The organism is Pandoraea sp. B-6, from assembly GCF_000282835.1.
GTDB lineage: Bacteria > Pseudomonadota > Gammaproteobacteria > Burkholderiales > Burkholderiaceae > Pandoraea > Pandoraea cepalis.
Genome location: NZ_KB290533.1, coordinates 13932 through 22950, shown reverse-complemented (window position 1 = coordinate 22950; position 9019 = coordinate 13932). Strand labels below are relative to the sequence as shown.

Annotated in this window: 10 protein-coding genes; 9 read left to right on the top strand and 1 reads right to left on the bottom strand. The window is 61.8% G+C overall.

Features of this window, described 5'->3' with window-relative positions:
- From rseP to A985_RS0114500, 9 genes are all read left to right on the top strand, one after another.
- A partial coding sequence (rseP, locus tag A985_RS29285; RefSeq protein ID WP_232424624.1) for an RIP metalloprotease RseP occupies positions 1 to 580 on the top strand: 580 nt, incomplete at its 5' end.
- A 71-nt stretch (positions 581 to 651) separates the two neighbouring features.
- Entirely contained in the window at positions 652 to 2955 is a 2304-nt protein-coding gene (gene bamA, locus A985_RS0114535) for an outer membrane protein assembly factor BamA (protein ID WP_026131982.1), read from the top strand.
- 47 nt (positions 2956 to 3002) lie between these two features.
- Positions 3003 to 3545: an OmpH family outer membrane protein gene (locus A985_RS0114530; RefSeq protein WP_017234132.1), complete on the top strand. Its 543-nt coding sequence runs from the start codon at positions 3003 to 3005 to the stop codon at positions 3543 to 3545.
- A 14-nt stretch (positions 3546 to 3559) separates the two neighbouring features.
- Positions 3560 to 4630, top strand: coding sequence for a UDP-3-O-(3-hydroxymyristoyl)glucosamine N-acyltransferase (gene lpxD, locus A985_RS0114525; RefSeq protein WP_017234131.1), 1071 nt, complete (start codon positions 3560 to 3562; stop codon positions 4628 to 4630).
- Positions 4627 to 5085 carry a 3-hydroxyacyl-ACP dehydratase FabZ gene (gene fabZ / locus A985_RS0114520; protein ID WP_017234130.1) on the top strand — a complete coding sequence of 153 codons (459 nt, stop codon included), beginning with the start codon at positions 4627 to 4629 and terminating at the stop codon, positions 5083 to 5085. The genes lpxD and fabZ overlap by 4 nt, the downstream gene beginning before the upstream one ends.
- Positions 5086 to 5102: 17 nt before the next feature.
- Positions 5103 to 5894, top strand: a complete 792-nt coding sequence (gene lpxA, locus A985_RS0114515) for an acyl-ACP--UDP-N-acetylglucosamine O-acyltransferase (RefSeq protein ID WP_017234129.1) — start codon at positions 5103 to 5105, stop codon at positions 5892 to 5894.
- A 3-nt stretch (positions 5895 to 5897) separates the two neighbouring features.
- Positions 5898 to 7073: a lipid-A-disaccharide synthase gene (lpxB, locus tag A985_RS0114510; protein WP_026131980.1), complete on the top strand. Its 1176-nt coding sequence runs from the start codon at positions 5898 to 5900 to the stop codon at positions 7071 to 7073.
- Positions 7074 to 7177: 104 nt separating this feature from the next.
- Complete coding sequence (rnhB, locus tag A985_RS0114505) at positions 7178 to 7813, top strand: ribonuclease HII (protein WP_051060196.1); 636 nt, start codon at positions 7178 to 7180, stop codon at positions 7811 to 7813.
- Positions 7810 to 8589 carry an RNA methyltransferase gene (locus tag A985_RS0114500; RefSeq protein WP_017234126.1) on the top strand — a complete coding sequence of 260 codons (780 nt, stop codon included), beginning with the start codon at positions 7810 to 7812 and terminating at the stop codon, positions 8587 to 8589. Before rnhB ends, A985_RS0114500 begins: the two co-directional genes overlap by 4 nt.
- Positions 8590 to 8698: 109 nt before the next feature.
- Here A985_RS0114500 and A985_RS29280 read toward each other — a convergent pair.
- Positions 8699 to 9019: kinase/pyrophosphorylase (locus A985_RS29280; RefSeq protein WP_232424623.1), on the bottom strand; the 321-nt coding region annotated here is incomplete at its 5' end.

The following is a 9019-nucleotide window of genomic DNA, read 5'->3' as shown; positions in this document are numbered from 1 at the left end:
GGTGGACGCCGTACGTGCTCCCCCGGGAAAGCCAATGACGCTCACCGTGCGACGCGACGGTGCGTTGCACAACGTGCCCCTGACGCCAAGCGCGGAAGTCGATCCGGCCGAGGCGGGCGGTGCGCGCGTGGGCAAGATCGGCGCGGCGCTGGCGTCCCAGGTCGATACGGTGACGGTCCGGTATGGGCTGATCGAGGCCATCGGCAGGGGGGCGCAGCGCACCTGGGATGTCACTTCGTTCAGCGTACGAATGTTCGGGAAGATGATCACCGGGCAGGCATCGCTCAAGAATCTGAGTGGGCCGGTGACGATTGCGGACTATGCGGGGCGTTCGGCCCGACTCGGCCTGGATTATTTCGTCGCCTTTCTCGCGCTTGTCAGCATTAGTCTTGGCGTATTGAATCTGTTGCCGATTCCGGTTCTGGACGGTGGCTATCTGTTATATTATGCGGTCGAAGCGATTACCGGTCGGGCAGTCTCCGAGCGGTGGCAGGGCGCACTGCAACGAGTGGGCATCGTTTGCATCCTCGCGCTGTCTGCCGTAGCCCTATTCAATGACCTGTCGAAATTGCTGCACTAGACGGCGTCACGCGCCTGCCGTCGCAGGCAAATCCGAGTTGTTACGATTCAATTGTTTCTTGGGGAAGCAAGTTGTCGAATAAATACCACCTTGTTCCGAAGACCCTGGTGATTGCGGTTCTGGCGGCACACAGTTTCCTGGCGCGGGCCGTCGAGCCGTTCGTGGTCAAGGATATCCGAGTGGAGGGCTTGCAGCGCATTGAACCCGGTACGGTGTTTTCGTACTTGCCGGTCAAGCCGGGCGACAAGTTCAACGACGATAAGGGCACCGAAGCAATTCGTGCCCTTTATGCAACGGGCTTGTTCTCGGACGTGAGCGTCGAAGCGCAAGGTAACGTGCTGGTGGTGCACGTCAACGAGCGTCCCGCGATTGCTTCCATCGACTTCCTCGGCATCAAGGAATTCGACAAGGACGGTTTGAAAAAGGCCTTGCGTTCGGTCGGCCTGACCGAGGGTCGCAGCTTCGACCGAAATCTGCTAGAGAAATCGGAACAGGAACTCAAGCGTCAATACCTTACGCGCGGTTACTACGCTGCCGAGGTGAAGACGACGATCACGCCGCTCGAGCGTAATCGCGTGGGGATCCAGTTCGCCGTGACGGAAGGCCCGAAGGCCACGATCCAGCAGATCAACTTCGTTGGCAACAAGGCATTCTCGTCGTCGGATCTGACGGCCGAGATGCAACTTGGCACGCCGAATTGGCTGTCGTGGTATTCGAAGAACGACTTGTACTCCAAGGACAAGCTGACGGGCGATCTGGAAAAGGTGCGTTCGTTCTATCTGAACCGTGGTTATCTGGAATTCAACATCGACTCCACCGACGTTTCCATTACGCCGGACAAGGACGAGATGTTCCTGACGATCAACTTGCACGAAGGCGATCCGTACAAAGTGTCGGACGTCAAGCTGACCGGCGAGATGCTGGGCAAGCAGGACGACGTGCGCAAGCTCGTGCAACTCAAGGCCGGCGACACGTTCTCGGCGGCCAAGCTGCAGGCCAGCACGAAGGCAATTTCCGACATGCTGGGCAACTACGGCTTCGCGTTCGCGAACGTGAACGCTCAGCCGACGATCGATCGGAAGGACCACACCGTGGCGCTCACGCTGACCGTCGATCCGGGTCGTCGCGTGTACGTTCGCAAGATCAACATCGTGGGCAACTCGCGTACGCGTGACGAAGTGATTCGCCGCGAAATGCGCCAGCTCGAAAGCTCCTGGTACGACGCCGATCGACTCAAGCTGTCGCAGGATCGTATCAACCGCCTGGGCTACTTTACCGACGTGAACGTGACGACCGAGCCGGTGGCCGGTTCGAACGACCAGGTCGACCTCCAGGTGAAGGTCGAAGAAAAGCCGACTGGCACGATCAACGTCGGTGCGGGCTTCTCGTCGACGGACAAGGTCGTGCTGCAAGCCGGTATCAGCCAGGACAACGTGTTCGGGTCGGGTACGTCGCTGTCGGTCAACGTGAACACCGGTAAGACGTACCGGACGTTGGCTGTCACGCAGGTTGATCCGTACTTCACGGTCGATGGCGTGAGCCGTATCACGGACATCTACTACCGCACGTATCAGCCGCTGCTGCTCACGAGCGATTCGGATTTCCGTATCAACACGCTGGGCGGCAATCTGAAGTTCGGCGTGCCGTTCTCGGAAGTCGATACGGTGTTCTTCGGTCTGGGCTTCGAACAGACGCGTCTGCATCTGACGAGCGACGGCTCGACCCCGCAGCGCTACATCGACTACGCCAACCAATTCGGCTACGTCAGCAACAACTATCCGCTGACCATCGGTTGGTCGCGCGATTCGCGTGATAGCGCGCTGATCCCGAACCGCGGTCATTATCAGCAGGCCAATATTGAAATCGGTACGCCGATTGGCACGACCAAGTACTACCGTGCCTACTATCAGCACCAGTACTACTACCCGGTGAGCCGTGGCTTTACGCTGGCACTCAACGGCGAAATCGGCTACGGCCACGGGATGGGCGGTCAGCCGTTCCCGATCTTCAAGAACTACTTTGCCGGCGGTATCGGTTCGGTGCGCGGCTATGAGCCGAGTTCGCTGGGTCCGAAGGACACCAATGGCGAACCGCTCGGGGGCGCGTCGAAGCTGATCGGCAACATCGAGCTGACGTTCCCGCTGCCGGGTACGGGGTATGACCGTACGCTGCGTATCTTCACGTTCATGGACGGTGGTAACGTGTTCGATAACGGCCAGGCGATTACCTTCAATAACCTGCGTTATTCCTACGGCTTCGGTTTGTCGTGGATTTCACCGATTGGCCCGCTCAAGCTCTCGATGGGCTTCCCGCTGGTCAAGAAGGTGGGCGATCAGTACCAGAAATTCCAGTTCCAGGTCGGTACGTCGTTCTAACGACGGCGAGTCGATCGGTTCCGAACGTTTTATCGTTGTAAAGGGGTATGACATTGAACGGTATCCGTAAGCATTGCCTGCGCGGCTTCGCCGCAGCGTTGCTGGCTGGGGCAGCCTTTGCTGCCATGGCTCAGGATGCGCGCATCGCCGCCGTCAATTCGGATCGCATTTTGCGCGATTCGGCACCGGCCAAGGCCGCACAAGCCAAGCTCGAAGCCGAGTTCTCCAAGCGGGACTCGGATCTGCAGGCCATGGCCCAGCGCCTCAAAGCCATGTCGGACAAGCTCGACAAGGACAACCCGACGTTGTCCGACGCCGAGCGCGCCAAGCGTCAGCGCGATCTGGCCGCGGCCGACACGGAATTCCAGCGCAAGCAGCGCGAGTTTCGTGAAGACCTGAATCAGCGCCGCAACGAAGAACTCGCCGCGGTGCTCGATCGCGCCAATCGCGTCATCAAGCAGATTGCCGAAACGGAAAAGTATGATCTGATCGTGCAGGAAGCCGTCTACGTGAGCCCGCGTATCGACATCACTGACAAGGTGCTCAAGACCCTGAACGCAAGTTCGGGCGGCGGCACCGCCGGCAAGTGACGGTCTCGCCTTTGATGCCGGGATCGCCGTCGATTTCGTTGGCACAGCTGGTCGCCCGCTTTGGCGGCGACCTCGTGGGCGATGGCGAAGTCACCGTGGCCGGTCTGGCGCCGCTTGATCATGCGGGTGCGAATCAACTCGCGTTTCTGTCCAATCCGCTGTATCTCGCCGAAGTGCCCAACTCGGGCGCGGCGGCGGTGATTCTCTCGAAGGCCGACTTCGACAAGCTGCCGTCGCATGAGGGGCGGGCGTGGATTCTCGCGCCGAATCCTTATGCGTACTTCGCGCGCGTCGCGCAGATGTTCGCGCAGGCCGCGGCGCCGGTTCCCGCAGCAGGCATTCATCCGAGCGCGGTCGTCGATCCGACGGCCGTCGTGCCCACATCGTGCGTGATTGGCCCGAACGTCGTGATCGAGGCAGGTGCTCGACTGGGCGAGCGGGTGCGTCTGGTGGCGAACGTGTTCGTCGGTCGAGGCACGACCTTGGGCGACGACGTGCTCGTGTATCCGAATGCCACGCTGTACCACGCGAGTGTGATCGGCGCGCGTTGCGTGATTCACGCGGGCGCCGTGATCGGTTCGGACGGTTTCGGTTTCGCACCCGATTTCTCCGCCGCTGGCGGCGAATGGGTGAAGATTCCGCAGGTCGGGCGCGCCGTGATCGAAGACGACGTCGAAATCGGTGCGTCGACCTCCATCGACCGCGGGGCGATGGCCGATACGGTGATCGAGCGCGGTTGCAAGATCGACAACCAGGTGCAGATCGCGCATAACGTGCGGGTCGGCGCCTTCACGGTGATTGCCGCGTGCACGGGCATTGCCGGCAGCAGTACCATCGGTAAATTCTGCATGCTCGGCGGCGCCGTGGGCGTGGCCGGGCATGTCACGATTGGCGACCGCGTCATCGTGACGGCCAAGTCGGGGGTGTCGAAGTCGATTCCCGGCCCGGGTACCTATACAAGCGCCTTTCCGGCCATCCCGAACGCCGAATGGAACAAAAACGCGGCCATCATGCGCAATCTGGACAAGATGCGCGATCGCGTGCGTCAACTTGAAGCGAAGGTCAAAGACCTGCAAGACAAATGAGCGAGACCACAATCAATATCGACATCCACAAGATCATGAAGCTGCTGCCGCATCGGTACCCGATGCTGATGGTGGATCGCGTGATCGGGCTGGAGCCGCACAAAAACATCCAGGTCATCAAGAACGTCACGATCAATGAGCCGTATTTCACGGGGCATTATCCGCAGCGTCCGGTGATGCCGGGCGTGCTGATCGTCGAAGCGCTGGCGCAAGCCGCCGCACTCCTGACGTTCTCCGACGAGCCGGTGCACGACGAGAACACGCTCTACTATTTCGTAGGTATCGAGAACGTTCGCTTCAAGCGTCCGGTCGAACCGGGTGACCAACTCGTGCTCGACATCGATTTCCTGAGCGAGCGTCGCGGCTTCTACAAGTTCAAGGGCAAGGCGCTGGTAGACGGCAAGATCGCGGCGGAAGCCGAGTTCATGTGCATGGTCAAGAAGAACGGCGAATAACCGGAATTAAGACGCTCATGACGAATATTCACCCCACTGCAGTCGTCGATGCGAAGGCGCAACTGGCCGACGACGTCGTCGTCGGTCCCTATGCGATCATCGGGCCGAATGTCACAGTCGGCGCCGGTACGCAGATTCTCTCGCACTCGATTGTCGACGGTCATACGACGCTGGGCGAGGGCAACAAGATTGGCCCGTTCGCCTCGATCGGCGGCAGTCCGCAGGATATGAAGTACGCCGGCGAGCCGACGCGGCTCGTCATCGGCGATCGCAATACGATTCGCGAATTCACGACGATTCACACCGGTACGGTGCAGGACGGCGGTCTGACCGGCGTCGGCAACGACAACTGGATCATGGCTTACGTGCACATCGCGCACGATTGCCACGTGGGCAACCACACGGTCTTCTCGAGCAACGCGCAATTGGCGGGTCACGTCATTGTTGGCGACTGGGCGATCGTTGGAGGCATGACCGGGGTGCACCAGTTCGTGCGCATTGGCGCGCACTCGATGATCGGTGGCGCGTCGGTGCTCGTGCAGGACGTGCCGCCGTTCGTCATCGCCTCGGGCGACCGTGCAGTGCCTTACGGCATCAACGTCGAGGGGCTGCGTCGCCGCAACTTCACGGCTGACGCGATCACGGCGCTGCGTCACGCGTACAAGCTGCTCTACAAGAGTGGGCTGACGCTCGACGAAGCGAAGGTGCAGATCGAAGCCTTCGGTAACGCAGGTGCCCCGGACGTGTCCGATGCCGTGCGCGCGCTGCTCGACTTCCTCAACGCCAGCACGCGCGGTATCGTGCGCTGACCCATGCCGCCGACCCTTCCCGGTGCCGGCCAGCGAACCCTGGCGATGGTGGCCGGGGAGCTGTCCGGCGATCTCATTGCCGGCAACGTGCTTGCCGGTCTCAAGCAGAGCCTTCCGTCCGACATCGCTTACGCCGGTGTCGGCGGTCCGCATATGGCGGAGGAGGGCTTCGATGCTTATTGGCCCATCGACAAGCTCTCCGTCATGGGCTATGTCGAAGTCATCAAGCATTTGCGCGAGATTCTCTCGATTCGCAAGCAACTTCGCGAGCGCTGGCTGGCCGAGAAGCCGCTCGCGTTCGTCGGCTTCGATGCCCCCGACTTCAACTTCGATCTCGAAATCAAGCTGCGTGAGGCGGGCATTCCCACGATTCATTTCGTGAGCCCGTCGATCTGGGCGTGGCGCGGGGGGCGCATCAAGAAGATCAAGCGCGCCGTCGATCACATGTTGTGCCTGTTCCCGTTCGAGCCGGAGATTTACCGTCGGGCAGGCATCGACGCGACGTTTGTCGGCCATCCGATGGCCGACAAGATTCCGATGGTGCCCGATGTCGCAGGCGCGCGCGCCAGGCTGGCGCTGCAAGGCACTGGCCCGGTCGTCGCCATTTTGCCGGGTAGCCGGACGTCGGAAGTGCAACGGCTCACGCCCGTGTTCTTCGCGGCCATGCGCCTGCTGGCCGAGCGCGAGCCGTCGATTCAGTTCGTGCTCCCGGCGGCGACGCCGCGGCTGCGCACGTTGATGCAACCGATCGTGGACGCGCATAGCGATCTCAACCTGACCGTGATCGACGGCCGAGCACCGCTCGCATTGGAGGCGGCGGACAGCGTGCTTCTGGCGAGCGGTACCGCCACGCTGGAAGCGGCCCTTTACAAGAAGCCGATGGTCATCTCCTACAAGGTGCCTTGGTTGACGGCGCAGATCATGAAGCGTCAGGGTTATCTGCCGTACGTAGGTTTGCCGAACATTCTGTCGGGCGAGTTCGTCGTGCCGGAGTTGTTGCAGCAGTTCGCGACCCCGGAAGCACTCGCTGACGCCGTCTGGAAGCAATTGACCGACCCGGCGTTGCGCGCGTCCTTGCAGGTGCGCTTCACGAAGATCCACGAGCAACTGCGCCAAAATACGGCCGCGCGCGCGGCAGAAGTGATCGAGCGCGTGCTGCGTGAGAAGGGGCGGTTATGAGCGAGGAAGTGAAGGGGCGTCGCGGTGCGCGCAAGGGGACCTCGGGCGACGACGTACCGGCCGCAAAGCCGCGTCCCCGCGCGCCCAAGGCGACGCTACCGCAAATGGCGCTCGATCTGTTCGCCGACGTGGCTGCCGAACTGACTTGCGGCGTGGATGAAGTGGGGCGCGGCCCGCTCGCAGGGCCTGTCGTGACGGCGGCAGTGATTCTCGACCCGGCGCGTCCGATCAAGGGGCTGGCCGACTCCAAGAAGCTCACGGCGCAGCGTCGCGAGGCGCTTTACGAGGAGATCGTTGAACGTTCGCTCGCCTATTGCATTGCCGAGGCAAGTGTGGCGGAGATCGATTCACTGAACATTCTCCACGCGACGATGCTCGCGATGCAGCGCGCGGTGAACGGACTCCCGCGTGTTCCGACGCTGGCGCTCATCGATGGCAATCGCTGCCCCGCGTTGCCGATGCGCGCGGAGGCCATCGTCAAGGGCGACGACAAGGTGCCTGCGATTTCAGCCGCGTCGATTCTCGCGAAGGTCACACGCGACCGCCAACTGGTCGCGATGCACGAGGCATTCCCGCAGTACGGTTTCGATGAGCATGTCGGTTACGGCACGCCGCGCCATCTCGCCGCGCTGCGTCTGCACGGACCGAGTCCGCATCATCGCCAATCGTTCGCGCCGGTGCGCGAGGCCTTTGCATTGTTCGGCGGGCTTACCGTCGCCCGCGTGGGCCATTCGTCATGAAGCTGATCAGTTCCAAAGACAACCCGTTCTACAAGCGGCTAAAACAGTTGGCGCAGTCGAATCCGCAGCGGCGCAAACTCGGCCAGACGCTGCTCGAAGGCGTGCACCTGGCCGACGCCTATCTCGACGCGCTCGGACAGCCGCTTGTTTGCGTGGCAGCGGAATCGGCGCTGGAGAACCCCGAAGTGGCACAGATCTGGGCGCGCGTAGACGGTGATCGGCGCGTGTGTCTGCCGCATGCGCTGTTCGAGCCGTTGTCGACGCTCGTCAACGGTGTGCCGCTGCTTTTCGTGATCGAGATGCCGTCGGGGCACCTGCCGGCAACGCAAACGACGGATTGCGTCATTCTCGACGCCGTGCAGGACGCGGGCAATGTCGGTTCGATCCTGCGTAGCGCGGCGGCGGCCGGTGTTCGCGACGTGTATTGCATGTCGGGCACGGCGCTCGCTTGGTCTAGCAAGGTGCTACGTGCCGGTATGGGGGCACATTTCTCGCTGAACATCGTGGAGCATTGCACGCCGGATTCGCTCGCGCCGCGCTTGTCGGTGCCGTTGCTGGCGACGAGCTTGCAGGCCAGCACGTCGCTCTATGCGCAGGATCTGCGTGCGCCGGTGGCGTGGGTGTTCGGAAACGAGGGGGCCGGTGTGTCCCCGCAGTGGCTCGAACGCGTGCAACGGCCGATCCGTATCCCGCAGCCGGGCGGCATGGAGTCGCTTAACGTGGCGGCTTGTGCAGCCATCTGCCTGTTCGAAGCGGTGCGTCAGCGGCTCTCCTGAGGCGACGCGCGGCGGGGCGCACGGGGAGATCCGGGATATCAACAAGAAGGGACGCTCATGGCGTCCCTTCCTGCATTCGGCATGGCGCATGCATGCGCGGCGGGCAACGTCAGTAGACGTCACGCTCCAGCTTGATTTCCTGCAGTATGGTCGTGGCGATTTCTTCAATCGACTTGTGCGTCGAGGACAGCCACTTGATGCCCTCGCGCCGCATCATCGCCTCGGCCTCGTTGACCTCGTATCGGCAGTTTTCCAGCGACGCATACTTGCTGCCGGGGCGACGTTCGTTGCGAATCTCCGAGAGGCGTTGCGGATCGATGGAAAGCCCGAAAATCTTTTCCTTGTACTGATCGAGCGTGGAGGGCAGCTTCTCACGCACGAAGTCTTCTGGAATCAACGGATAGTTCGCGGCCTTCACGCCGTATTGCAT